Here is a 24,397-nt window from a genome sequence, read left to right on the forward strand (position 1 = left end):
GACTTCTCCGCTGACTGCGGCGCGCCTTGCGCACCGGCGATCCATCCCGCCCTATCGCATCTCTTCCGGGGCCTCCACGCCGAGAATGCCGAGGCCGGAGGCAAGAACCAGAGAGATTGCATGTACGAGACCCAGGCGGGCCAGTGTTGTTTGTCGATCTTCAGCGTTAATAAAACGTAATTGCGGCGAATCCTTGCCTTTATTCCATTGCGAATGCAGGGCACTGGCCAGTTCGTGCAGGTAGAACGACACCCTGTGCGGCTCGTGTGCTTCCGCTGCGCTTTCCACCAGCCGCGGCCAGGCGGCGAGCTTCGCGGCAATGTCGCGCTCGCCCGAATCGGTCAGCAGCGAGAAGTCCGCCTTTCCAAGAGCTTGCGGCGAAACCGCCTCCGCGCCGAACTCCTCGCCGGCCTGGCGCAGCACCGAGCGGCAACGGGCATGGCCGTACTGCACGTAGAAGACCGGGTTGTCCTTCGACTGCTCGGTCACCTTCTGGAAGTCGAAGTCGAGCGGCGCGTCGTTCTTCCGGTACAGCATCATGAAGCGCACCGGGTCGCGGCCCACCTCCTCCACCACGTCGCGCAGCGTCACGAACTCGCCGGAGCGCTTCGACATGGTCACCTGCTCGCCGGCGCGGAACAGCTTCACCAGCTGGCACAGCCGCACGATCACCTTGGCCTCGCCCCTGGAGATGGCGCGTCCGACCGCCTCCAGCCGCTTGACGTAGCCGCCGTGGTCGGCGCCCAGGATGAAGATCATTTCCTTGAAGCCGCGCTCGTATTTCGACAGGAAATACGCGACGTCCGCTGCGAAATACGTGTAGGACCCGTCAGACTTCTTCAGCGCCCGGTCGATGTCGTCGCCGAAATCGGTGGCGCGGAACAGCGTCTGCTCGCGGTCCTCCCAGTCGTCCGGCAGCTGGCCCTTCGGCGGCGGCAGCGTGCCCTCGTAGACGAGGTCGCGCGAGCGCAATTCGTCCAGCATCCGGTCGATCTGCGACCCGTTGGCGCCGTCGCGCGCATGCAGCGTGCGCTCGGAGAAGAACACCTCGTGCCGCACGTTGAGCAGCGCCAGGTCCGCGCGGATCAGGTCCATCATCGCGTCGATGGTGGCATCCTTGACCAGCACCATCCGCTCGCGCTCGTCCATCGCCAGCAGGCGGTCGGCATACTTCTCGGCCAGCATCTGCCCGACCGGCACCAGATAGTCGCCCGGATAGAGCCCTTCCGGGATCGCGCCGATCTCCTCGCCGAGCGCCTCGCGGTAACGCAGGAAGGCGGAGCTCGCCAGCGTGTCGACCTGCGAGCCGGCATCGTTGATGTAATATTCGCGGGTGACGTCGTAGCCGGCGAAGTCGAGCAGCGAGGCAAGCGCATCGCCCACCACCGCGCCGCGGCAATGGCCGACATGCATCGGCCCGGTCGGGTTGGCCGACACGTATTCGACATTGACCTTCAGCCCGCCGCCCATGACCGAGCGGCCGTAATCCGTGCCCGCCGCCAGGATCGCGGCCACGATCTTCGCCCACACGCCCTCGGTCAGCCGCAGGTTGATGAAGCCCGGCCCCGCCACCTCGGCGCTGACGATGTCGTCGTTTTCCGCCAGCCGCGCGGCCAGCTGCTCGGCGAGCGCGCGCGGGTTGGTCTTCAGCGGCTTGGCCAGCACCATCGCGGCATTGGTGGCCAGATCGCCATGGGCGCTGTCGCGCGGCGGCTCGACCACGCAGCGCTGCAGCAGTTCGGCGCTGACGTCGTCGCCCGGATGCAGCTCGCGGATCGCCGTCCGGACCAGGTCGGCATAATGGCTGAAGATGTTCATGTCGGTCTTTCGGTGTCTTGGCGCAAAACGGGCGAAACGGTCGGCGGCGACCTATCCCAAATCGGGAGTGTGGTCAAACAGCCGCCCGTGTTCCTCGATGGCGAAACGGTCGGTCATGCCGGCGATGAAGTCGCACACGCGCCGTGCGCGCCGGGCCTCGTCGGCCTCATCGAGGCCGCGCCGCCACTCCTCCGGCATCCGCGCCGGCTCCTCCATGTAGGCGGCGAAGAGCTCGCGCACCACCGCCGCAACCTCCCGGCGCACCGCCAGCACCGACTCGTGCCGGTAGAGATTCGCGAAGAGAAACGCCTTCACCTGTTTCTCCCGCGCAGCCATCGCATCGGAGAAGGTCACGACCGGCTCCCCGGCCCGGCGGATGTCCTCGACGCTTTGCGGGGCCAGCCGCTCCAGCCGCCGCACCGCCTCGCCGATCACGTCTTCCACCATCCGGGTGATCGAGCGGCGGACGATCTCGTGGATGCGCCGCGCCTCCTCCAGCCCCGGATAGCGGGCATCGACCTCCGCCAGGATATCGGCGAAGAACGGCACCTCGCCGAGCTGGTCCAGCGACAGCAGCCCGGCGCGCAGGCCGTCGTCGAGATCGTGCGCGTCATAGGCGATGTCGTCGGCAATCGCCGCGGCCTGCGCCTCCGCACTCGGCCAGGTGTCGAGCCGCAGATCCTGCTTTTGCGCGTGCTGAGCGATGGCGAAGGGCAGTCCTGTCTCGGCGAACTTGCCGAGCGGCTTGCCGTCGGCACCCGTCAGCGGGCCGTTGTGCTTGACGAGGCCCTCCAGCGTCTCCCACGACAGGTTCAGCCCGTCGAACTCGGCGTAGCGCCGCTCCAGCAGCGTCACGATCCGCAGGGACTGGGCATTGTGGTCGAAGCCGCCATAGGGCGCCATGCAGGCGTCCATCACGTCCTCGCCCTCGTGGCCGAAGGGCGTGTGGCCGAGATCGTGCGCCAGCGCCAGACATTCGGCCAGGTCCTCGTCGAGCCTCAGCGCGCGTGCCAGCGAACGGGCGATCTGCGACACCTCGATCGTATGCGTCAGCCGGGTCCGGAAGTGGTCGCCCTCGTGATAGACGAAGACCTGCGTCTTGTGCTTCAGCCGCCGGAACGCCGTCGAATGGATGATCCGGTCGCGGTCGCGCTGGAACGGCGTGCGCGTCGGGCTCTCCGGCTCGGGCACGAGCCGGCCCACGCTGTGATCGGGATCGGTGGCGTAGGGCGCGCGCGGCTGGGCTCCATAGCCAAGCGGTGCGGTCATGAGGGCTCCCCGGGTCGTTGCGACGGCATCCCTCAGGCGGTCCGGCCGGCCTCCGGCGCGGGCTCGCACTGCGGCGCCATCCATGCGAGACTGTTGACGCATGCTCGCGCTGTTCATACCTATTCGGTAACGCCTTGCACAGGGCGGCATGCGAGCGAGCGGCGGAATTTTGCGCGAAGGCCGAAGGGCCGCGCACCTTTCGCCCCAAGATGCCGACTGTGCGGGCCGGAAAGCCGAAGAGCCGCAAGGCCGGCGGCCTTCCGCACACCGCAAGCGCCGCCAGCGCTCCCATCGTGGAGAACGCCGCGGCCCGAAAGAGAGTGACGACCATGGCCGATCACATTGCATCGACGGCGCAGGACGCGAGCCCCCAGACCGCGACCGCACAAGCCAGCGTGGAGCTGAGCGACGCCGCCGTGCGCCGCATCGCCCGCATCCTGTCTTCCGAGCCGGCGGGCACCAGCCTGCGTATCTCGGTGGAAGGCGGCGGCTGCTCCGGCTTCCAGTACAAGTACGACCTGGTCACCGAACAGGAAGAGGGCGACATCGTCCTTGCCCGCGACGGTGCCAGCGTGCTCGTCGATCCCGTATCGCTTCAGTACATGGAAGGTGCGGTCATCGATTTCGTCGACGACCTGATGGGCCAGTCCTTCCAGATCCGCAATCCGCTCGCCACCGCCGGCTGCGGCTGCGGCACAAGCTTCGCCATCTGACGGCGACCCTTCTCGCCACGCATCACGGGACAACGCCGTTGAAAATCGCCACCTGGAACATCAACGGCGTCAAGGCGCGCCTCGACGTAACGCTTGCCTGGCTGCGCGAGGCGGCGCCCGATGTCGCCTGCCTGCAGGAGATCAAGTCGGTCGACGAGGGCTTCCCGCGCGCCGCCTTCGAGGAACTCGGCTACCATGTCGAGACCCACGGCCAGAAGGGCTTCAACGGCGTCGCCATTCTCTCGCGCACGCCGGTGAGCGAGGTCCTGCGCGGCCTTCCCGGCGACGACAGCGACGAGCAGGCCCGCTACATCGAGGCGCGGATCGAGACCCCGATCGAGACAAAGGACGGCGATGCCCGCCCCTTGCGCGTCGGCTGCCTCTACCTGCCGAACGGCAATCCGCTCGGCACGGAGAAGTTTCCCTACAAACTGGCCTGGATGCAGCGGCTCATCGTCCATGCCCGTGCGCGCCTCGCCGACGAGGAGCGCTTCCTGCTGCTCGGCGACTACAACGTCATCCCGCAGCCGATCGACGCGCGCAATCCGCAGAACTGGGTGGACGACGCGCTGTTCCAGCCGGAAAGCCGCTCGGCCTTCCGCGCGCTTGTCGGCCTCGGCTTCACCGAGGCGGTGCGCGCCGTCAACACGGACGCGGACGTCTACACGTTCTGGGATTATCAGGCCGGCGCCTGGCAGAAGAACAACGGCATCCGCATCGACCATGTGCTGATGTCGCCGGAGGCGACCGACGGCTTCGAGGGCGCCGGCATCGATGCCCATGTCCGCGCCTGGGAAAAGCCCTCCGACCACGTTCCCGTCTGGGTCCGCCTCGCCGCGTAAGGGCGAGGGGCCGCCGTCCGCCTCACATTCGCTGAGAGTACCTCTGGGTCCCGGCTCTCCGGCTTCGCCCGCGGCCGGGATGACCTTCCGAGAGGAGGAAACGCCCTCACCTCCCCTCGGCCGTCACCCCGGCCAAGCGCAAGCGCAGAGCCGGCAACTGTGTTTACGTTGGGCGATATGGGACGTTGTCGCGCAGCATGGCGTTGAGGCGGATGAGGAGTTTTCGTGCGGTTGCGATGAGGGCGATCTTGCGGGCTTTTGCGGTTTTGGTGATGCGGTCGGCGAAGGCCTTGAGATCGGGGCAGACGCGCGCGGCGATCAGTGCGGCCATGTAGAGCGCCTTTCTGACACGGGCGCGACCGCCGGCGATGCAGCGCTGTCCTTTGAGTTTGCCGGAATCGTGATTGAGCGGGGCGAGCCCGGCCAGCGCCGAAAGCCGCTTGGGTCCGGTCCTCCCAAGCTCGGGCATGAGTGCCAGCAGGACCTGGGCAGAGACCGGGCCGATACCCGGCGCGCTGGCCAGAAGGCGGGCCTGATCGCGCAACTCCCGCTGCGCCTTCACGTGGCGCTGGATCTCCGCCTCCACGCGGGCGATGGCCTCGCCCAGACGGGTGATCGCAGCTTCGAGGTCCTCGCGCACGAACGGGTCCTGGACCTGGGAGAGGCGGTTCTTCTCCATGACGCGCATGGCGACGATCTGGTCGCGGCGCGCGCTCAGCTCCGCCAGGCGAAGGCGGTGGGGACAGGGCGGCGCGTCGGGTTCCGGCCGCAGCCGCTCGCCGAGATCGGCCAGCACCACCGCGTCCAGCGCATCGGTCTTGGCCTTGCGCCCGCGCGCCTGGGCATAGCGGCGCACAAGCGTCGGGTTGAGCCGGGCGCTGGCGACGCCGGCCCGGTGCAGGCGCTCGCGCAGGATCCGGTCGTAACTCCCGGTCGCCTCGAAGACGACGAGGCAGTGCGTCCGCGCCAGATGTCCGGCCCACCTCTCCACCGCCGCAGCCGTGTTGTCGATCCGCCGCACACGGCCCTCGGCCGGGTCGAAGAGGTCCAGCCAATCCTTGGAAACATCGCATCCCACGTAGCGATCGAATATAGTCATGAGGCCTGTCCCTGTGATGCGAGGTCTGTTGCAAGCAGCCTCGTGCAACTGTTCAGGTTGATCATGCGAAGCGGGACGGGGCCAATGCCGGCTCACGGTCTCACAACGACCAGGGGCCCAACGGCCTCCGTCCCGCAAGCATCATGACACAACACAGACATACAGGGGCCTATTGGCTTCCAGAGCGGCGGCGAGAGCACGCACGCGTGAACCTCACGCACAGAGTGTCGTCCCGGTTTCGGCACAGCCGAAGACCGGGACCCAGTACCCCCGAACGGTCGCGAATGAAGCCTCGGCGCCGCCACAAGCGAGTTTCGCCGGCGGAAAACGCCCTCGCGCCACCATCCACTCGGGCGAATACTGGATACCTGCCTTCGCAGGTATGACAGCGGTGAAGGTGGCGGTGGGCTTCCGCCTCACACCCGCTGAAGTTGCCAATGGGTCCCGGATCTTCGCCCTTACGGCCTCGTCCGGGATTGTTCGTCTGAAGAGATGGTAGAGTTTGGGTGGTCTCCCGGCCTGAACCGCCGGGAGACCAGTGGCAGGCGACCGGACCGGGATTGGGCTTTCGCCCGTCGTCATCATGGTCCCTGCCGCTTCCTTTTCCCGCTTGGAGAGTTGATTGGGCCTCTGGCTGACACCACGCCCGCGAACAATCCGAAGCACGATCAGGATACCACCGCCATGGCCTTTCTGGAACATGCCCCGTCCCACGTCGTCGGCATCGACGTGTCGAAGCTGACCCTTGCCGTCTGTCCGGCGCCGGGCAACACCGCCTGCACCGCCGCCTGCACCGTGGCCAGCACCGTGGCCAACACGGCCCGGGCGATCCGCAAGCTGGTCGCCGGCCTGCCCTCCGGGACGCTCATCGTCTGCGAGCCGACCGGCGGCCACGAAGCCCTGCTGCTGGCAGAGCTCGCGGCCGCAGGCATCGCCTGCCACCGCGCCGACACCCTCAAGGCCAGGGCCTTCGCCCGTTCCTTCGGGCGACTGGCCAAGACCGATGCCATCGATGCCGCACTGCTGGCCGCCTATGGCCAGGAGCGATGGCGCCACCTTCCGCTCCACCGCCCGGCCGATCGCACCCAGGCGCAACTCGCCGCGCTCGTCGCCCGCAGGCACGACCTCATGGCCATTCGCGGCGCCGAACTCAACCGCGCCAAGTCGCCCGGATGCACCCTGGTCTCGGCCTCCTGCAGGAGCCTCGTCAGAACGCTCGACCGCCAGATCGAGACCATCGACACGGCCATCGCAGGCCTTTGCGCGCAATGCACCCTGCTCGCAAGGCGTATCGCCCTCTACCGCTCGCTGCCGGGCGTGGGGCCAAGGACCGCCATCTCCCTGGCCGCCGCCATGCCCGAGCTCGGCACCATGACCGGAAAGCAGGCCGCATCCCTGGCGGGCCTTGCCCCACACCCCAACGACAGCGGAACCTTGAAGGGCTACCGCAAGACCCGCGGCGGACGCCCGCAGATCCGTTCCATCCTCTTCATGGCCGCCCTCAGCGCCGCACGCTGCAAAGGGCCGCTGCGACCCGTCTTCCAGAGGCTCATCGCAAACGGAAAGAAGCCCATCGTCGCCCTAACCGCGCTCATGAGAAAGATCGTCGTCATCCTCAACGCAAGAATGAGAGACCACCTCAACGATATGAGTTGATGACCTTTCGAGAATGACGCTCCGCCTCACATCCCCTCTGCCGTCACCCCGGCCAAGCGCAAGCGCAGAGCCGGGGCCTATTGGCTTCCAGAGCGGTGGCGACAACGCGCTCCCCGAAAACCGCCCCTACCCACCCGGCAGGCACAGGGGCGCTGCGGCGAGCGTCATCGGCGCGCGGGCGGAGGTCGGGCACGAGCGGTCGAGCGTTTCCCAGGTGGTGTTGTTGAGCACCATCGAGCAGCGGGCAAGGCGCGGCCCCTCGGGGCTGCGCAGGCAGACCGTCTCGCCGAGCCGGTAGTTCACCCCGAAATAACGGCAGGTGCAGTCCGGCCCGCCAAGGGCGGCGCTGCCGTCGGCGATGGAGACCACGCCCGGCCCCCTCGCCCCGCCGGAAACGATCTCGACGGCAGCGGACGGGCCGGCGAACGCCAACGCCAGAAGCATGGCGCAGGCCAGGCCCGGCAGGGCGAACCCCGGCAGGAACTCAGGACCGAGCGAAGAAGAAAAACGCGCAAACGGCCTGGTGACGGCGGCTCCCGGAAGAGCCGGCGCCGCCCGCCCGTCACGGGCCCGTCTGATACGGATGCGGGGCAGCCAGGTCCTGCGCATGCAAAAGCCTAGCACAGGCGCCGGGCTTTCGCGAGCATTCCTGACGCTGCGGCAGGCCGCAGTCGCGCGAAGTCCCGCCCCCCGCCTTGCCGCCCGCGGGATGAGAGCGAGCGAACGAAAACGGGCAGGGAAATCCCCTGCCCGCCTTCAAATCTGCCGCAGGAAACCCGTCCCGCCTTACTGCGTCTTCTCGGCGACCACCGCGCCGTTCTTCGACAGCCAGTTGTCGGCCATCGCCGCGGCCCGCCGGCGCACCTTCTCGGAGGCAAGGCCGAAGCTGCGCTCCTGCGCCTCGCCGATCCACACGGCATCATTGCCGTGCGCCCGGCGCTGGGCGACCGTCAGCCACATCAGGCCCGCGGTGCGGTTCTCGTTGCCGCCGAACTCGCCGTTCGACAGCAGCTCGCCGAGCCGCGCCTGCGCCATCAGGTGGCCCTTCTGCGCGGCCAGCTTCAGCCAGCGCGCGGCCATGTGCGGGTCGCGCTCGGGCTCGTCGAGATACAGCATGCCGAGATGGAACTGGGCATCCGCGTCGCCGAAATAGGAGGCGGCATAGGTGAAGATCTCGCGCGCCCGCGCCACGTTCGGCTCGATCGCGCTGTTGTTGATGCCGGTGAGATAGTAGGAGCCGAGCTCGACGAAGGCGCTGGCGATGAACGGAGCGCGCGGCGAACTCGGGCTGTCGTCGGCATATTTCGAGGCGACCTGGCGAAAATACTCGAACGCCTTGATGTCGTCTTCCTGCACGCCGTCGCCGCGCGAATACATCCGCCCGAGCTTCCATGCGGCGAGCGGATGGCCCTGCTCGGCCGCAAAGCGCAGGGAATCGAGCGCCCGCTCCTTCTCGCCGGCATAGTAGAACTGCGCGCCGACGCGCAGCGCCTCGCCCGGCGAGAGATCCTGCGAGGCAGGTGCCGCACCCGAAAGCTTGGCGGCGGCTTCCGCAGCCGTCTCCTGTGCCTGTACCGCGACCGGCGCTGCCAGCGCCAGGAAAACGGCAAACGCCAGGCCTGAACCGATGATCCGTATCATTGACCACCTCGCGCCCGCGCCGGGTCGCACGCCTTCGTATGCCGGTCGCAGTCGCGGCCCTGTCGCATCTTGAAAGCCCGCCTTTCGCGCAAGCGTCCTGTCCCTTATTCGCGGATCCGTCGACCGGTCGGCCAAGGCTCGATCGCCTGTGCGCCGGGCGGGTCCGTCAGGTTGCGCGGCGCATCTCGGCGCCACGTCCCCCCCTGTTGTTTTGCCCCTTGATCCTCATCCGGAAAGTGACCTTCCCGGAGTGCCCGCTTCCAGCCTGCGGCGAACCTGCCAGTCGCCGTCTGCCGCCTTGCGAGCCGTCTCTTCCCTGATGTTCCGGAGCCTAGACCGGCAACTGGGCAAGAGTAGGACCGTGTCCGTCACCCCGTCGCCGCAATCGCGACCTCTGGCATCGGGCACGGCTCACGGTGGCCGTCAAAAGATGGCCGAAACGCGGCACACCCGCCCCGATTGCGCGCCCGTTGCACGAGTCCGGCAACACTGTTGCAGACTCGTCACAAACGACAAGGCCGGCGCCCGGCGCCACTTGCCCCTCAGGCCATGAGAATGTTGAGCAGCGCCGAGACGAGCAGCGCACCCGCTGCCACCAGGTCGGCCCGACGCGCTACATGACTGGACGAAATGATGTTCATGACGCTTACCCTCGTGCATGGGCCAAGGCCCCGTGACGACCACGGTGCCCATCATGCCGGCGATCCGTTGAAAAACGGTTGTCTGCGAGGGGCTGAAGGCTTGATCCTTGGCCGAATCCATCGCACTTGGCAGAATCACAGTTGATTCGGGCGCAGCCTGGCGCCCCCGACCGGACAGAGCATGACCACCGAACACGACCTCTTCGAAGCCGGCGGTACGCCCGCCCCTGCCAGCAAGGGTCCGCAGGCCGACCCGGCTGCCCGCCCGGCCGCGAGCCCGAGCGCCCCGGCCGCCCGCCGCAGCGCGTCCCCGCGCGCCGAGCGCGGCGACGGCTCCGACTACACGGCCGAGCATATCGAGGTGCTGGAGGGGCTGGAGCCGGTGCGCCGGCGTCCCGGCATGTATATCGGCGGCACCGACGAGCGCGCCCTGCACCATCTCTTTGCCGAGGTCATCGACAACTCGATGGACGAGGCGGTCGCCGGCCATGCCAGCTGGATCGAGGTGACGCTGGGCGCCGACGGCAGCCTGACCGTCGTCGACAACGGCCGCGGCATCCCGGTCGATCCCCATCCCAAGCATCGCGACAAGTCCGCGCTCGAGGTCATCATGACCACGCTGCATGCGGGCGGAAAGTTCGACAGCAAGGTCTACGAGACCTCCGGCGGCCTGCACGGCGTCGGCGTCTCCGTGGTCAACGCCCTGTCGCAGGAGCTGACCGTCGAGGTCGCCCGCGCCCGCAAGCTCTATCGCCAGGTGTTCCGCCGCGGCGTGCCGGCCGGCCCGCTGGAATGCGTCGGCGACGTGCAGAACCGGCGCGGCACCCTGGTGCGCTTCGTTCCCGACGAGCAGATCTTCGGCAAGGGCGCGGCCTTCAAGGCGGCGCGCCTGTTCAAGATGGCCCGCTCCAAGGCCTATCTCTTCTCCGGCGTCGAGATCCGCTGGCGCTGCGACCCGGAGGTCGCGACGCGCGAGGGCGTCGAGCCGGAGGCGACCTTCCACTTCCCCGGCGGTCTTCGCGACTATCTCCAGGACGCGCTCGGCAAGGAGCGGCGGGTCATCGACGACACCTTCGCCGGCCGCACCAAAGACACCGGCCGCCACGGCGCCGTCGAATGGGCGATCACCTGGTTCGCCGGCGACGGCTTCATCAATTCCTACTGCAACACCGTGCCGACCCCTGAGGGCGGCACCCACGAGGCGGGCCTTCGCTATGCCCTGCTGCGCGGGCTCAAGGCCTATGCGGAGCTGACCGGCAACAAGAAGGCCTCCGTCATCACCGGCGACGACATCGTCACCTCGGCCGGCGCCATGCTCTCCGTGTTCATCCGCGAGCCGGAATTCGTCGGCCAGACCAAGGACAAGCTGGCGACCTCCGAGGCGACCCGCATCGTCGAGACGGCCGTGCGCGATGCCTTCGACCACTGGCTCACAGCCTCGCCGAACCAGGCCAACAAGCTGTTGGAATGGGTGATCGACCGCGCCGACGAGCGGCTGCGCCGGCGCCAGGAAAAGGACGTCGCACGCAAGACCGCGGTGCGCAAGCTGCGGCTGCCGGGCAAGCTCGCCGACTGCGCCTCCAACCAGGCGGCCGGCTCGGAGCTGTTCATCGTCGAGGGCGATTCGGCCGGCGGCTCCGCCAAGCAGGCTCGCAACCGGCTCAACCAGGCTGTCCTGCCCCTGCGCGGCAAGATCCTCAACGTCGCCAGTGCCGGGCGCGACAAGTTCGTCGCCAACCAGCAGCTCGCCGACCTGATCCAGGCGCTCGGCTGCGGCACCGGCAAGACCTATCGCGATGCCGACCTGCGCTACGAGAAGGTGGTCATCATGACGGACGCCGACGTCGACGGCGCCCATATCGCCTCGCTGCTGATCACCTTCTTCTACCGCGAGATGCCCGAGCTCATTCGCAACGGCCACCTCTATCTCGCCAATCCGCCGCTCTACCGGCTGACCCAGGGCGGGCGCACCCTTTATGCCCGCGACGATGCCCATAAGGACGCACTGCTGGCCCGCGAGTTCAAGGGCAATGCCAAGGTCGACATCGGCCGCTTCAAGGGCCTCGGCGAGATGCTTCCCGCCCAGCTCAAGGAAACGACAATGGATCCCAAGAAGCGCAGCCTGCTGCGCATCGAGATCAGCGCCGCCGATCCGGAAGGAACCGGCTCGGCAGTGGAGCGGCTGATGGGCAACAAGCCCGAGGCGCGCTTCCAGTTCATCCAGGAGAATGCCCGCTTCGCCGAGGAACTCGACATCTAGCGCGACAGGCGGGCGCCCCGCCGTTCGGCAGGGTCGAAAACCGTCTTTCGGCCATACAGTTGCTGCAGTATTGCTGGAGAAGACCCCGAGATCCGGCCCCGACACCCGGGCATGGCCGGAAGGTGCCCCGCAACAAGGCCCGTGACCGCATCTGCGGCCCACGGGACCCAGTCACAGGACGTCGCAGCCGTGCTGAAGGCGATACTTCACGCCTATCTCCGCCGCCGCCGGCCGCTGCGGGACCATAATTTCCTCGTGCTGCCGCATCTTGGCCTGGCCTATGGCCGCTGCCCCAACGCGGCGAGCGAGGACATCCGCCAGGCCCTGCTGCGCCTGACCGCCGGCAGTGGCGGCGAGCCGTTCGACACCGACGATTTCTGCGAGGACGAGGCGGCAGACGAGATGGGCGCCGATGCGGGCGAAGACGCCTGCGCGTCCTATGCCACCGGCACCCTCGCCTCCTGGGCCGACGGGCTCAACCTCCTGTCCGGGCGCCAGCTCGTGCGCCGCCATCCCCGCGCCCTCGTCTTTTCCGTGGTGCGCGATCCTCTGACCCGCCTTGCCGCCTGCTTCCACCGCATGCGCACGGAAGCCGCGCCGCCTCCCGGTGCCGACCGCGCCTTTCGTCCGGGCAACGACTTTCCCGGCTTCGTTGCCCGCGTCTGCGCCATGCCGGACTGGAAGAGCCCCAACGCCTATCGCTCCCAGACCGCGATCCTGACGCACAAGGCCCGCCTGCTGCCCTCCCGCGTGCTGCGCCACGAGACCGGCGAGGCCGACTGGCAGGCCCTGCGCGCCGAGCTGTCGCATGCCTGCGGCGTCGACATCGGTCCGCTGCCGGGCATTCGCGATCCCCATGGCGAGACGATTGCCGCGCTGGTGGCCGAGATCGAACCGGCGCTGCGCCTGTCCGTGCGCCGCCGCTATGCCGCCGACTACCGGAACTTCTACGAGGGCACGGCCCTGGCCCTGCCGGTGATCGGCGCTCCCGGTTGACCCGCCCTCGCCCCGTGGCGCAGGATTCCCAGACCCGCATGCAGGAGGACCCGACCATGACCGCCCCTCTCGCTCCCCGTCTTGCTCCCCGTCTCGCCTTCGCTATTGCCGGCCTTGCCGCCTTGCTCCTCGTCCTGCCCGCCCTTCCCGTTCGCGCCGATCCGGTGTCCGACATCGTCGCCGCCCTGCCGGCCGAGCTGCAGGGCCTGACCCGGCTGCCCGGACCGGACGGCTCCGGCACCGCCTTCGTCGTGGCCCGCGAGGCCGCCCGCGACCGGCTGTTCGTGCTGCGCGAGGGCAAGGCCCCGGTCGAGGTTTCCGAGGCCGGCGAGCAGGCCGCGCGCGTCACCGGGCTGCGCAGCGAGGCGGACCCGCACGGCGTCGTCGCCTTCGTCGACATGGGCGAGACCACTTACGAGCTGTTTCTGGAAAACGGCGATGCTGCTGGTTACCTGTTTCAACCGGCAAGTAACTGACCCGCGCCGCGCCGGGCGATCCTGAGCGAAATTCTTGTCGAGAACCGTCCCGCGACTGTGTGTCATTGACATTTTATTTTGAAACTGTAGTGTGCGCGCCAAAGTGCCAGGCCCCACAGGACGCTGTCGGGGCATGGTTTTCGTCCCTATCATACCATCAAGGTCATATGTCCTTTTCCTCACTTGGACTGAGCGAGAAAGTGCTCGCTGCCGTTGAAGCGGCCGGCTACACCGAACCCACCGCCATTCAGGCTGCTGCCATCCCGCACGTGCTGCAGAAGCGCGACGTGCTGGGTCTCGCCCAGACCGGTACAGGCAAGACCGCCTCCTTCACCCTGCCGATGCTGACGCTGCTCGAAAAGGGCCGCGCCAGGGCCCGCATGCCGCGCACGCTCATTCTCGAGCCGACGCGCGAGCTCGCCGCCCAGGTCGAGGAGAACTTCAACAAGTACGGCATCAACCACAAGCTCAACGTGGCGCTGTTGATCGGCGGCACCTCGTTCGGCGACCAGGACAAGAAGCTGGACCGCGGCGTCGACGTGCTGATCGCCACGCCCGGCCGCCTGCTCGACCATACCGAGCGCGGCAAGCTGCTGCTGCAGGGCGTCGACATCCTCGTCATCGACGAGGCCGACCGCATGCTCGACATGGGCTTCATCCCGGACATCGAGCGCATCTGCAAGCTGATCCCGATGACGCGCCAGACCCTGTTCTTCTCGGCCACCATGCCGCCGGAGATCCAGCGTCTCGTCGACACGTTCCTGCACAATCCGGCCCGCGTCGAGGTGGCCCGCACCTCCTCCACCGCCGACACCGTGACGCAGAACATCGTCGCCTCCGGCTCCAAGGACTTCGACAAGCGCGACACGCTTCGCCGCATGATCGACAAGGCCGAGAACCTCACCAACGCGATCATCTTCTGCAACCGCAAGCGCGACGTGCAGACCGTGTTCCGCTCCCTGCAGCGCCACGAGTATTCCGTCGGCGCGCTGCATGGCGACATGGACCAGCGCTCGCGCATGGCGACGCTGGAGCAGTTCCGCAAGAACGAGCTGACCCTGCTGGTGGCCAGCGACGTGGCCGCCCGCGGCCTCGACATTCCCGCCGTCAGCCATGTCTACAACTACGACATTCCCACCCATGCGGAGGACTATGTCCACCGTATCGGGCGCACGGGGCGCGCCGGGCGCAGCGGCGCGGCGATCACCCTGGTGACGCCGGGCGACCAGAAATACCTGCAGTCGATCGAGAAGCTGATCGATCGCAAGATCCCCTGGCTGGACGAAGAGATCGACTTCTCCGCGGAAACTGCGGACCGCCCGCGCCGCGGCGGCCGCACCTCCTCCTCTGCCTCCACCGGCAGAAGCCGCAGGGCCGAAGCGGAAGCCTCGGACGAGGCTGCCGAGCGTCCGGCCCGCAGGCGTCGCAGCGCGTCGAAGGCCGAAGCCAAGGACAGCGGCGTCAAGGACGAGGCGAAGGTCGACGCCAAGCCGGCACGCAGCGCCGACAAGCCCGCGCCCGAGGCAAAGCCGGCAGCCGAAAAGACTGCCGCAGAAAAGCCTGCACCAAAGCCCGCGGCCGAGAAGACCGCATCCTCCGGCCGCTCCGGTGGCGGCGAGCAGCGCAATGCGCCGCGCGACCGCGGCCCGCGCCGCGACCAGAACACGAGCGGCCCCTCGCGTGACCGCTCCGGCGGCAAGGGCGGCTCCGACAACCGGCGCGGCGGCAACAACCGCCGCCGGCAGGACGACGACGAGCCGGTCATCGGCCTCGGCGATCACGTCCCGGCCTTCCTGCTGCGCGAGATTCGCCCCTCCAAGGGCTGAGCCGCCGGCAACGTCTTACCCGAACGGACAAAGGGCAGGCCTCGCGCCTGCCCTTTTCTTTTGGCCCTGCCCTTTTCTTTTGGCCTCGCCGTCGTCGCCCCATCCCGGACCTGCCGTCCGGCAGAAGATGCCGGGCCATTCTTTCCCAGCAGAGCAGAATGCAACCCATCGTCGCCGGAGCCGCCCGGCACGTCACGGCGCGCGCCCTCGCGAGAATGGCGGAACTCTGCGCGTAAAGGTTGCGCGCGCCGTTTTCACTGTATTAACCGCTTTTGGGGGCCGGATTCCGTTGACGGAGCATTAAGGTATGCTTAACCGTGCCTTAAGGCTTGAATGAGTATTTTAAGAACTACATTGATATCGAGGTCGCGTGCATCCTCCTGGCACAAAACCGAGACGTGTGGAACCATCGCATGGCCCAGGAAGACGATCACAAGCGCACCATCGTGTACGGTGACGCCGCCCTCAAATATATCCGCAAGAATGTCTTGCCGGCGTATCCGCGTTTCTACGAGCTCTGGTACACCTATGCGGCCGGTTTCAACCATTCGCTGAACCGCGCGGTGAACGAGATCGTCGGCGCGAAGGGCACGGTCACGACCGAGCAGCTACAGCAGATCTACAACAGCTTCCTGTCGCCGACGAAGCTCGGCGACCGCATCGACGAGGTCGGCGAGAAGATCTCCGACGAGATCCGCGACATGGTCGACATGCTCGGCCAGAGCGTCGAATCCGTCACCGAATACGGCCAGTCGCTGGAGGGCGCGCAGGCCCAGCTGGAAACGCTGGAGGACCCGCAGCAGCTCAAGCAGCTCGTCGCCCATCTGCTTCTCGCCACTCGCAACACTGCCGGGTCGAACCGCCAGCTCGAGGGCCAGCTCATCGAGTCGCGGCGCCAGATCGAGGAGTTGCAGGAGAGCCTGGAGGCGATCCGCTACGAGTCGCTCACCGACGAGCTCACCACGCTCAGCAACCGCCGGCATTTCGATCACACGATCGAGCGCATGGTGAAGGACGCCGCGCAGAGCCAGGAGCCGCTGTCGCTGCTGCTCACCGACATCGACCATTTCAAGAAGTTCAACGACACCTACGGCCACCAGACCGGCGACCAGGTGCTGCGTCTCGTGGCGCTCGCGGTCAAGCAGAACGTCAAGGGCCACGACGTCGCCTGCCGCTATGGCGGCGAGGAGTTCGCGATCCTGCTGCCGCACACCTCGCTGCGCCAGGCGGTCACCGTCGCCGAGCACATTCGCCGCGCCGTCCTGTCGAAGGAGCTGGTCAAGCGCTCCACCGGCGAAAATCTCGGCCGCATCACCATCTCCATCGGCGTGTCGACCTTCCGCAGCAACGACACCCCGCAATCGATGATCGCGCGCGCCGACACCGCGCTCTACGCGGCCAAGGGCGCCGGGCGCAATCTCGTGCGCTGCGAGACCGATCCCGATGTCGAGGCCGACGACACCCGCGTCGCCTGACCACCCGCGCCGACGTTTCCCCCTGACCCTCCGACGTATTGCCGCTATAATCGGCGGAACGACGGAGGGACGGACGGATCGTCATGACCACAGGCCGGGACGCGCTTGACCGCAAGCTGATCGCCTTGCTGCAGATGAATGCCCGCATGCCGACGGCGGATATCGCCCGCCGGCTCGGCGTCGCACGGTCCACCGTGCACGAGCGCATCGCCCGGCTGGAGCGCACCGGGGCAATCGCCGGCTATACCGCCGTCCTTGCCCGCCCCGACACCGGCAGCACGGTGCGCGCCCTGGTCATGCTCGCCGTCGAGCAGCAGCAGATGCGCGAGACGATCCGCCGGCTGGCGACCTTTCCCGAGATCCGCACCTGCCTGACCATCGCCGGCGAGTTCGACCTCTTCCTGGTGGTCGAGGCGCCGCAGTTGGAGGATCTCGACGAAGCGCTCGACGAGATCGCCGTTGTCCCCGGCGTGCGCCGCTCGCAATCCTCCATCGTGCTCGCCTCCAAGTTCGACCGCAGCCCGGCGAGCATGCCGACGGGTGGGCCCGCCGCCGGGTAGATCGCCGGCTCAGCTCGCCTCGCCCACCCCGTCGCGGCGCATCTCGGCGGCCGCCACGCAGAGCGCCATGGCAAGGCACAGCGTGCCGGACAGCGAGCGGAAGGCGCCAAGATCCGCCTCGGCCACTTCCACCACCACCCGTGCCGACTGGATCAGCGGCGAGAACGGCGAATCCGTCAGCGCCAGCACCGGCACGCCGCGCGCCGCCGCCGCATTGGCCACATCCACCGTCAGCGAGGCGTAAGGGGTGAAGCTCACCGCCACCAGCAGGTCCTGCGGCCCGGCGGCCGAGGCCTGCTCGGGGCCGAGCGAGGCGAGATTGTCGACCAGCACCGCCGCCATGCCGAGCTTCGACAGGGCGTAGGCCATGTAGGCGGAGACCGGGAAGGCCCGGCGCTGCGCCACGAGATAGATCACCCGCGCGCGCGCCATGGCGCGGGCCGCCTCCTCCATCACCTCGGGGGCGAGCGAGTTGCGCATGCGCAGCAGGGAGGCGACCGCCGTGTCGACGAAATCGCCGAACAGCGCATGGGCGCCGTTGCTGTCGCCGCTGCGCCGTCTCAGCACTTCCAGCCGCTCGTCATAGTCCGGCCAGCGCTCGCGCAGCCGGGCGCGGAACACGTCCTGCAGCTCCGAAAAGCCCTGGTAGCCGAGCGACTGGGCAAAGCGCACCAGCGTCGAGGGCTGCACGCCGGCCTGCTCGGCGATCACCGCCACCGTGCCGAAGGTCACATCGTCCGGCCGGTCGACCGCAAAGGCGGCGACCTGCGCCAGCCGCTTGGGCATTGCCGGCTTCTTCTCGATCAGCAGCGCCCGCAACCCGTCATAGTCGCGCGGCGGCACCGCCCCCTCGGCCGTGCCGACATCCTTGTCGCTCATCGGCGTCCTCCCCTGCTCGTCCCGATCCCGGTTTTCCTTGCGCGCGTTCCGGCCCGCGCCATCCGACGCAGCGGCAAGGCCGATTTCAGCTTGACACCGTCAAACCAAAAATGGAATAAAAATTCCATATGATGCGTTTTGGAATGCGTCATTCTGATTTTTCCGGAGGGTGCGCGGGAGGCGCGGGCAGCCGGAATGCGCGTTCTGCCAGGACGGCAAAGGATCGACCGGCGGAGGCGGAAGACGAAAAAGTCCCCGCAAGCGGGGCAATGGGAGGAAGACACATGAAACGTTTCGTCGCTCGTCTGCTGGCGGCTGCCGCCGTCGTCGGCCTGGCAGCCTCTGCCGGCACTGCACCGGCAATGGCGCAGGATATCAACATTATCGTGGTTAGCCACGGCCAGGCGTCCGATCCGTTCTGGTCTGTGGTGAAGAACGGCGTCGCCAAGGCCGGCGAGGACATGGGCGTCACCGTCGACTACCGCGCGCCGGAGACCTTCGACATGGTGGCGATGGCCCAGCTCATCGACGCCGCCGTCAACCAGGAGCCGGCCGGCCTGATCGTCTCCATTCCGGATGCCGACGCGCTCGGCGATTCGATCCGCAAGGCGGTCTCCGCCGGCATTCCGGTCATCTCGATGAACTCCGGTTCCGACGTCTCGGCCTCGCTGGGTGCTGCGCTCCATGTCGGCCAGGAAGAATACGACGCGGGCAAGAAGGCCGGCGAGGCGCTGGCCGAGATGGGCGGCAAGAAGGGCCTTTGCGTCAACCACGAGGTCGGCAACGTCTCGCTCGACCAGCGCTGCAAGGGCTTTGCCGACGGCTTCGGCGGCTCGGTCACCGAACTGCCCACCACCAACGACCCGGCCGAGATCCTGGCCAAGGTGAAGGCCGCGCTCGCCTCCGACGGCGACATCGACACGGTCATGGCGCTCGGCGCGGCGCTGGCCGGCGAGCCCAGCCTGCAGGCGGTCAAGGACAGCGGCATGCTGCAGCAGGTCAAGGTCGCGACCTTCGACATGTCGGCGAACTTCCTCCAGGCGGTCGCCGACGGCGAGGCCGCCTTCGCCATCGACCAGCAGCAGTTCCTGCAGGGCTACCTGCCGGTGGTGTTCCTGGCCAACCATGCCCGCTTCGGCCTGATGCCGGGCGGCAATGTCGCCTCGGGTCCGAACCTGATCACCAAGGACAAGGCCGGCCAGGTGGTGGAACTGTCCGCCCAGGGCATTCGCTGATCTGGCGCTGATCTCGCGTTGATCTCGCGTTGATCTCGCGTTGATCCGGAATCCCCGCGCTTGGACGCCCTGCCGGAGCACTCTGGCAGGGCGGCAAGGCCCGGCCCCGGCTTGATATCCGGCATCTGAAGGACAGGTTCGATGAGTGAAGCACAGGCGAGCGCCTCTCCCGGCGCCGACGAGCGGCTGCGCAAGACGGGGCTGGCGACGAAGCTTTTGCGCCGGCCGGAGCTCGGCGCCCTGGCCGGACTGGTTCTGGTCACGCTCTTCTTCGTCACGGTGGCCAACCCGGCGATGTTCTCGCTTGCCGGCATCATGAATTTCATGGCACCCGCCGCCCAGCTCGGCATTCTCGCCATCGGCGCCGCGCTGTTGATGGTCGGCGGCGAGTTCGACCTGTCGGTCGGCTCCATGGTCGCCTTCGCCGGGCTCGCCTTCGGCACGGTGCTGGTGGTGTGGGACATGCCGCTCATCGTCGCCATTGCCGCAACGCTCGCCTTTGCCGCCGGCATCGGCGCGGTCAACGGCCAGATCGTGCTGCGCACCGGCCTGCCCTCGTTCATCGTCACGCTGGCCTTCCTGTTCATCCTGCGCGGCCTCACCCTGGTCGGGCTGAAATGGGCGACCGACGGCTCCACCCAGCTGCGCGGCGTCAAGGAGGCGGCCGGCGACGGGCTGGTGCTGCAGCTGTTCTCGGGCGATGCCTTCGAGGGCCTGTTCGCCTGGCTTGCCGCCAACGACCACATCGACACCTTCCGCAACGGCACGCCCAAGGTCACCGGCGTTCCGGTCGAGATCCTGTGGTTCGCGGCCATCGCGCTTCTCGCCACCTGGGTGCTGCTGCGCACCCGCTTCGGCAACTGGATCTTCGCCGCCGGCGGTGATGCCGCCTCCGCTCGCAATTCCGGCGTGCCGGTCACCCGGGTCAAGACCATCCTGTTCATGGTCACCGCCATGTGCGCGGCGCTGGTCGCCATTCTCACCGTGCTCGATGCCGGCTCCACCGATGCCCGCCGCGGCTTCCAGAAGGAGTTCGAGGCAATCATCGCGGCGGTGATCGGCGGCTGCCTGCTGACCGGCGGCTACGGCTCGGCCATCGGCGCCTTCTTCGGCGCCATCATCTTCGGCATGGTGCTGATCGGCCTCACCTACACCACCATCGACCAGGACTGGTACCTGGTCTTCCTCGGCGGCATGCTGCTGATCGCCGTGCTGTTCAACAATTTCATCCGCAAGCGGGCGACGGGGGAGCGCTGACCATGGCCGCGACAGCTCACGCACATTCCGACCCCGCGCCTGCCGTCCCGCTGATCGAGGTGCGCGACCTCGTCAAGCATTTCGGCTCGGTCATCGCACTCGGCGGCATCTCGATGAAGGTGCATGCCGGCGAGGTCCTGTGCCTGCTCGGCGACAACGGCGCCGGCAAGTCGACCCTGATCAAGACGCTCTCGGGCGTGCACCGGCCGACGGCGGGCACCTTCCTCGTCGGCGGCGAGGAGGTCGCCTTCGACAGCCCGCGCGACGCGCTCGATGCCGGCATCGCCACCGTCTACCAGGACCTGGCGATGATCCCGCTGATGTCGATCACCCGCAATTTCTTCATGGGCCGCGAGCCGCTCAAGGGCACCTGGCCGTTCCGCCACATGGACATGGTCCATGCGGACACGGTGACGCGCGAGGAGATGCGGCGCATCGGCATCGATGTGCGCGACCCGCAACAGGCGGTCGGCACCCTGTCGGGCGGCGAGCGGCAATGCGTGGCGATCGCCCGCGCGGTCTATTTCGGCGCCAAGGTGCTGATCCTCGACGAGCCGACCTCGGCGCTCGGCGTCGCCCAGACCTCGATGGTGTTGAAATACATCGGCCAGGTGCGGGCCAAGGGGCTCGGCGTCATCTTCATCACCCACAATGTCCGCCACGCCCATGCGGTCGGCGACCGTTTCACCGTGCTCAACCGCGGCCGCACCCTCGGCACCCATGCGCGCGGCGAGATCACCATCGACGAACTGCAAAACCTGATGGCCGGCGGCAAGGAGCTGCAGGACCTCGGCGCCGATCTCGGCGGCACGGTCTGACAGAAAGGAGAGAGAGGCACGGCCTCGCATCCCATCTGCCGTCACCCCGGCCAAGCGCAGCGCAGAGCCGGGGCCTATTGGCTTCCAGAGCAGCGGCGAAACACACCGGCCATGCCCCACGCACTCTTCTCCCCCCTTGAGGGGGAGATGTCGGCGCAGCCGACGAAAGGGGGTGAGCAGCGCCCGCGACGGGGCGCCCCACCCCGCGTCATCCCGCACCGCAGGGAATGCACGTCGTTCGCCACAGCCGCAGGATGTCATCCCGGTTTCGGCGCAGCCGAAGACCGGGATCCAGTAACCCCGAACGGTACGAGAGAGACCTCGGCACTGCCGCTGGAACTTCAGTGGCGGCGGCGCTCGCGCCACCACCCGCCCCAGCGGATACTGGATGCCTGCCTTCGCAGGCATGACAGCCGAGAGGGGGCGCGCTTTTCCGGCTCGGCGCTTCGCTTGCCCGGAATGACGCCATGAGAAGCATTCCGCCTCACGCCGACCGAGGGCGCCATTGGGTCCCGGCTCTCCGGCTGCGCCTGCGGCCGGGATGACCTCCGAGAAAGTGGCGCCTCCCTCGCATCCTCTCGGCCGTCACCCCGGCCAAGCGCAGCGCGCGCCGGGGCCTATTGGTTGCCAGAGCGGCGGCGAAACACACCGGCCATGCCCCACGCACTCTTCTCCCCCCTTGAGGGGGAGATGTCGGCGCAGCCGACGAAAGGGGGGGAGCAGCGCCCGCGACGGGGCGCCTCTCCCCGCGTCATCCCGCACCGCAGGGAATGCACGTCGTTCGCCACAGCCGCAGGATGTCATCCCGGTTTCGGCGCAGCCGAAGACCGGGATCCAGTAACCCCGAACGGTACGAGAGAGACCTCGGCACTGCCGCTGGAACTTCAGTGGCGGCGGCGCTCGCGCCACCACCCGCCCCAGCGGATACTGGATGCCTGCCTTCGCAGGCATGACAGCCGAGAGGGGGCGCGTTTTTCCGGCTCGCGCTTCGCTTGCCCGGAATGACGCCAATCGAGACTGAAGCGACAGAGCTTCTACCGAGAGCACCAGCGGCGGCGGCGGCGCCCTCGCATCGCTTGCCTCCCCCAAAACAAAAACGCCGACCACTAAGGCCGGCGTTCTTTCAATCCGTTACGGCAGGATATTCACCCGCCGCATGAAGCAGCTTCAGCCTTCCGGCGTCCAGGCCTGGTAGTCGCCCGAGACCTTGGGCCGGCTTTCCGCCGTCAGGATCGAGCCCTTCGGACGGTAGGCCTCATGCGTGCCGGTGCGGTTGCTGCGATGCGGCGCCTCCCAGGCGCGAGCCTTGTAGTCCGCCTCCGTCGGCGGCGTGTCGGTGCGGTGGTGCATCCAGCCGTGCCAGCCGGGAGGAATCATCGAGGCCTCGGCCAGGCCGTTGTAGATCACCCAGCGGCGGCGGCCGCCGCGCTCGCGATAGTAGGCATTGCCGAACTCGTCATGTCCGACGAACTCGCCCTTGCGCCAGGTAAAGAAGCGCGTGCCCCAGGTCGCGCTGTTCCACCAGGTGAAGAATTGCAGCAGCGTTTTCATCGAAGGCGGCGTCCCAGTTTGTCTGTCTGGCTTTCGCATAGCGCACCCTTGGCCGTTTCGCAATGCGGCGGCGCGTCCGGCGACGCGGTTTCCTGCGCTCGATCTGCTCAGGCGGCCGGCTGGGGCCGCTTCGGGCGCACGGTGGCGAAGCCGTTGCGCGGCGTCGGGCCGGTCTCGCCCGCACTCGCCTTCTGCGCGGTTGCCGCCAGATCGCGGCGGGTGCCGGACTTCGGCGCTACGATCTCGCGCTCGATGCCGATCTGCTGCCACTTGCGCGCCTTCTCGTCGAGCGTGCCGGCAACACCCTCGATGACATAGCGCCCGTCGTCGCCCATCACCAGCTGCCGGCCGTCGCGCAGCGTCCACATCAGCCGGTCGTAGAGGCCCGACGGCGACAGCGGCTTGGCCACCACATGCTGGGCCCCGTCGCGCAGCACCCGGTCGATCAGGGTCCGCGTACCATGCGCGGTGCACACCACCACCGGCAGGAAGCAGAGCGGCGCCATCTTGCGCTGGCGCAGCGTGCGCAGCAGCGCCAGCCCGCTCGTCGGCTTCATCCGCCAGTCCGTGATGACGAAGTTGGGCGGGTCGAGCCGCATCATCTCCAGCGCCGCCTCGGCCGTGTCGAAGGTTCGCACCCGGCGCACCCGGAACGAGAGCAAGGTCGAGCGCAGGATCGCCTGCATCGGCTTCGAATCGTCGACGACCACGACATCCAGGTCGCCGATATCCAGTCCGTATGCGTAGTGCCGCGTCATCCGGGCCAAGCGCGTCATCCTTCTGTCGGAGGATGCCAGTGAACCACGTGCGGATTTCCCCGCGATTGAGCGGGACAAGACGATTTTCGGACAAACTTTCTAAAATTGCGGCGCGTTCGATGCTAGTTTCTCAAGAATTGAGACGATTCTGCGCAATCTCGCAAAATCGCGCTCAATGGAAATGGCAGTTTTCCGCCATTTCGGAACGGCCGGGGATAGAGGATCGCAATCCCCTCCCCCCGTTTCGCAAGGGTTCGGCGGGGATAAGTGCCCTGCGCGCCGCCTTGCCCCGCGGGGATAAGGCCGGGGACAAGCCGCAAGCGACGCTCAGCCCGGCACGGGCCGGACGGGAGCTGCATTTGCCGGCAAAAAGGCCGATTCGCCCCTCATCCTCGTTATCCACACGGACACACTATATTTGGGGCCTGGGACACAAGCAGCCACAACAGGTTGCTCGCAGCGCTTGACGCCTGCCGACGATTCACCCTAGTTTCAAGGCGTCAGGTAATCGCAGCAAGGTTGGGGCCGGCGACAAGCCGTGCGTGCCCCGCGTCCTCATCAACTGCAGCAGCGTATCCGGGTGATCCCGGTCTCGGCGTCACGACCGCGGCGGTTCGCGACGTCGGA

20 protein-coding genes are annotated in these 24,397 nt (G+C 67.7%); 12 read left to right on the forward strand and 8 right to left on the reverse strand.

Annotated elements, in window-relative coordinates:
- Positions 1-51: 51 nt before the first annotated feature.
- Both argS and GH266_RS02055 read right to left on the reverse strand, forming a co-directional pair.
- A complete protein-coding gene (gene argS, locus GH266_RS02050; RefSeq protein ID WP_158192406.1) occupies positions 52-1,818 on the reverse strand; it encodes an arginine--tRNA ligase in 1,767 nt (588 codons plus the stop codon).
- Between the two features lie 51 nt (positions 1,819-1,869).
- The gene (locus tag GH266_RS02055; protein ID WP_158192407.1) at positions 1,870-3,087 is read right to left on the reverse strand and encodes a deoxyguanosinetriphosphate triphosphohydrolase; all 1,218 of its coding nucleotides are present in this window, start codon (positions 3,085-3,087) and stop codon (positions 1,870-1,872) included.
- Between the two features lie 329 nt (positions 3,088-3,416).
- Between GH266_RS02055 and erpA the strand changes: the two genes are divergently transcribed.
- Positions 3,417-3,800, forward strand: coding sequence for an iron-sulfur cluster insertion protein ErpA (erpA, locus tag GH266_RS02060; protein WP_158192408.1), 384 nt, complete (start codon positions 3,417-3,419; stop codon positions 3,798-3,800).
- Positions 3,801-3,838: 38 nt separating this feature from the next.
- Positions 3,839-4,642 carry an exodeoxyribonuclease III gene (gene xth, locus GH266_RS02065; protein WP_158192409.1) on the forward strand — a complete coding sequence of 268 codons (804 nt, stop codon included), beginning with the start codon at positions 3,839-3,841 and terminating at the stop codon, positions 4,640-4,642.
- A 163-nt stretch (positions 4,643-4,805) separates the two neighbouring features.
- Here the strand turns inward: xth and GH266_RS02070 are convergent, their stop codons facing one another.
- Positions 4,806-5,741, reverse strand: a complete 936-nt coding sequence (locus GH266_RS02070; protein WP_158192410.1) for an IS110 family RNA-guided transposase — start codon at positions 5,739-5,741, stop codon at positions 4,806-4,808.
- 684 nt (positions 5,742-6,425) lie between these two features.
- Between GH266_RS02070 and GH266_RS02075 the strand changes: the two genes are divergently transcribed.
- Entirely contained in the window at positions 6,426-7,397 is a 972-nt protein-coding gene (locus GH266_RS02075) for an IS110 family transposase (protein ID WP_158192411.1), read from the forward strand.
- Between the two features lie 126 nt (positions 7,398-7,523).
- Here the strand turns inward: GH266_RS02075 and GH266_RS02080 are convergent, their stop codons facing one another.
- A complete protein-coding gene (locus GH266_RS02080; RefSeq protein WP_158192412.1) occupies positions 7,524-7,841 on the reverse strand; it encodes a hypothetical protein in 318 nt (105 codons plus the stop codon).
- Between the two features lie 342 nt (positions 7,842-8,183).
- Positions 8,184-9,038 (reverse strand): tetratricopeptide repeat protein, encoded by an 855-nt coding sequence (locus tag GH266_RS02085; RefSeq protein ID WP_158192413.1) that lies wholly within the window; start codon positions 9,036-9,038, stop codon positions 8,184-8,186.
- An 822-nt stretch (positions 9,039-9,860) separates the two neighbouring features.
- On the opposite strand from GH266_RS02085, the gene parE reads away from it, so the two are divergent.
- The 6 genes from parE (at position 9,861) to GH266_RS02115 (ending at position 17,272) form a co-directional block, all read left to right on the forward strand.
- The gene (gene parE / locus GH266_RS02090; protein ID WP_158192414.1) at positions 9,861-11,939 is read left to right on the forward strand and encodes a DNA topoisomerase IV subunit B; all 2,079 of its coding nucleotides are present in this window, start codon (positions 9,861-9,863) and stop codon (positions 11,937-11,939) included.
- Positions 11,940-12,128: 189 nt separating this feature from the next.
- Entirely contained in the window at positions 12,129-12,935 is an 807-nt protein-coding gene (locus tag GH266_RS02095; protein ID WP_158192415.1) for a sulfotransferase family 2 domain-containing protein, read from the forward strand.
- Between the two features lie 56 nt (positions 12,936-12,991).
- Entirely contained in the window at positions 12,992-13,411 is a 420-nt protein-coding gene (locus tag GH266_RS02100) for a hypothetical protein (protein ID WP_158192416.1), read from the forward strand.
- A gap of 167 nt (positions 13,412-13,578) precedes the next feature.
- Entirely contained in the window at positions 13,579-15,237 is a 1,659-nt protein-coding gene (locus tag GH266_RS02105) for a DEAD/DEAH box helicase (RefSeq protein ID WP_158192417.1), read from the forward strand.
- A 413-nt stretch (positions 15,238-15,650) separates the two neighbouring features.
- Positions 15,651-16,712: a GGDEF domain-containing protein gene (locus GH266_RS02110; RefSeq protein ID WP_158192418.1), complete on the forward strand. Its 1,062-nt coding sequence runs from the start codon at positions 15,651-15,653 to the stop codon at positions 16,710-16,712.
- Positions 16,713-16,795: 83 nt separating this feature from the next.
- Positions 16,796-17,272, forward strand: a complete 477-nt coding sequence (locus tag GH266_RS02115; protein WP_158192419.1) for an Lrp/AsnC family transcriptional regulator — start codon at positions 16,796-16,798, stop codon at positions 17,270-17,272.
- Positions 17,273-17,281: 9 nt separating this feature from the next.
- Here the strand turns inward: GH266_RS02115 and GH266_RS02120 are convergent, their stop codons facing one another.
- The gene (locus GH266_RS02120; RefSeq protein ID WP_158192420.1) at positions 17,282-18,151 is read right to left on the reverse strand and encodes a MurR/RpiR family transcriptional regulator; all 870 of its coding nucleotides are present in this window, start codon (positions 18,149-18,151) and stop codon (positions 17,282-17,284) included.
- 362 nt (positions 18,152-18,513) lie between these two features.
- Here GH266_RS02120 and GH266_RS02125 point away from each other — a divergent pair, with 362 nt between their 5' ends.
- The 3 genes from GH266_RS02125 to GH266_RS02135 all read left to right on the forward strand — a co-directional run bounded on the left by GH266_RS02125 (position 18,514) and on the right by GH266_RS02135 (position 21,461).
- On the forward strand, positions 18,514-19,386 hold the full coding sequence (locus GH266_RS02125) for a sugar ABC transporter substrate-binding protein (protein ID WP_425329581.1): 873 nt from the start codon (positions 18,514-18,516) through the stop codon (positions 19,384-19,386).
- A 141-nt stretch (positions 19,387-19,527) separates the two neighbouring features.
- Positions 19,528-20,643, forward strand: coding sequence for an ABC transporter permease (locus tag GH266_RS02130; protein ID WP_158192422.1), 1,116 nt, complete (start codon positions 19,528-19,530; stop codon positions 20,641-20,643).
- Positions 20,644-20,645: 2 nt separating this feature from the next.
- The gene (locus GH266_RS02135; protein WP_158192423.1) at positions 20,646-21,461 is read left to right on the forward strand and encodes an ATP-binding cassette domain-containing protein; all 816 of its coding nucleotides are present in this window, start codon (positions 20,646-20,648) and stop codon (positions 21,459-21,461) included.
- A gap of 1,167 nt (positions 21,462-22,628) precedes the next feature.
- On the opposite strand, the gene GH266_RS02140 is transcribed toward GH266_RS02135, so the two are convergent.
- Both GH266_RS02140 and GH266_RS02145 read right to left on the reverse strand, forming a co-directional pair.
- Entirely contained in the window at positions 22,629-23,012 is a 384-nt protein-coding gene (locus GH266_RS02140; protein WP_158192424.1) for an NADH:ubiquinone oxidoreductase subunit NDUFA12, read from the reverse strand.
- 107 nt (positions 23,013-23,119) lie between these two features.
- On the reverse strand, positions 23,120-23,788 hold the full coding sequence (locus GH266_RS02145; RefSeq protein WP_158192425.1) for a response regulator: 669 nt from the start codon (positions 23,786-23,788) through the stop codon (positions 23,120-23,122).
- Positions 23,789-24,397: the final 609 nt, after the last annotated feature.

The organism is Stappia indica (assembly GCF_009789575.1).
Taxonomy (GTDB): Bacteria; Pseudomonadota; Alphaproteobacteria; order Rhizobiales; family Stappiaceae; genus Stappia; species Stappia indica_A.